Here is a 1,146-nt window from a genome sequence, read left to right as displayed (position 1 = left end):
GCTCCTCGGTGACCAGGGCGCCGAGGTCATCCGGGTGGACCGGCCCGCCGAGGCGGGAGCGCCCTCCCGCCATCCGGTCCTGCACCGCAACCGGCTCTCGATCGCCCTCGACCTCAAGGACCCGGACGCGCGCGAGGCGCTGCTGAGGCTGGTCGAGACCGCCGACGCCCTGATCGAGGGCTTCCGCCCCGGGGTCGCCGAACGCCTCGGCCTCGGTCCGCGGGAGTGCCTCGCCCGCAACCCCCGTCTCGTCTACGGCCGGATGACCGGCTGGGGACAGGACGGACCCCTCGCCCGGACGCCCGGCCATGACATCAACTACATCGCCGTCGCCGGGGCCCTGGGCGCCCTCGGCACCGAGGGCGAGGACCCGCCCGTACCGCTGAACCTCTTCGGCGACATGGGCGGGGGCGGCATGCTCCTCGCGCTCGGCCTCACCACCGCGCTCGTCCACGCCCAGCGCACCGGACGGGGTCAGGTCGTCGACGCGGCGATGACGGACGGCACCGCCGTCCAGCTCGCCCTGATCCACGGGCTCCTGGCCACCGGCCGCTGGAGCGAACGCCGGGGCGCCAACCTCTTCGACGGCGGCGCGCCCTTCTATCGCTCCTACCGCACCGCCGACGGTCGCCATATGGCCGTCGGCTGTGTGGAGCCCCCGTTCTACGCCGCGTTCCTGGCCGTCCTCGGTCTCACGGACGATCCTCTGTTCGCCCGGCAGCACCACCAGGAGTCCTGGCCCGCGATGGGGCGGCGGCTCGGGGAGCTGTTCGCGGGCCGCACCCGGGAGGAGTGGACCGAACGCTTCGCCGCCGTCCCCGCCTGTGTCACCCCGGTGTACGGGCTCACCGAGGCGGCCCGCCATCCGCACAACGCCACCCGGGGCACCTATCTGACGCTGGACGGGATCCTCCAGCCCGCGCCCGCGCCCCGGTTCGGCACCACCCCGGCGGGCCCGCCCCGCCCGGCGCCCGTCGTGGGCGCCCACACCCGTGAGGTGCTCACCGGCCTCGGCCTGCCCGAGTCCGCCGTCGAGGCCCTCACCTCCTCTTCCGTTTCGGCTCAGTGAAGGACGTCAGGACTATGGGAACGCTGGTGGGCAGGGTCGCTGTGGTGTCGGGTTCGGGGCGGGGGATCGGGCGTGAG

1 protein-coding gene is annotated in these 1,146 nt (G+C 74.4%); it reads left to right on the top strand.

From position 1 onward, the window contains the following. Positions 1 to 1,069 (top strand): CaiB/BaiF CoA transferase family protein (locus ACFVIM_RS35250; protein ID WP_384310486.1); only part of this gene is annotated, 1,069 nt, incomplete at its 5' end. Positions 1,070 to 1,146 lie beyond the last annotated feature (77 nt).

It is taken from the genome of Streptomyces sp. NPDC057638 (genome assembly GCF_042800315.1).
Taxonomy (GTDB): Bacteria; Actinomycetota; Actinomycetes; order Streptomycetales; family Streptomycetaceae; genus Streptomyces.
Note: the sequence above shows the minus strand (reverse complement) of the source record. Positions and strands in the feature narration are given on the sequence as shown.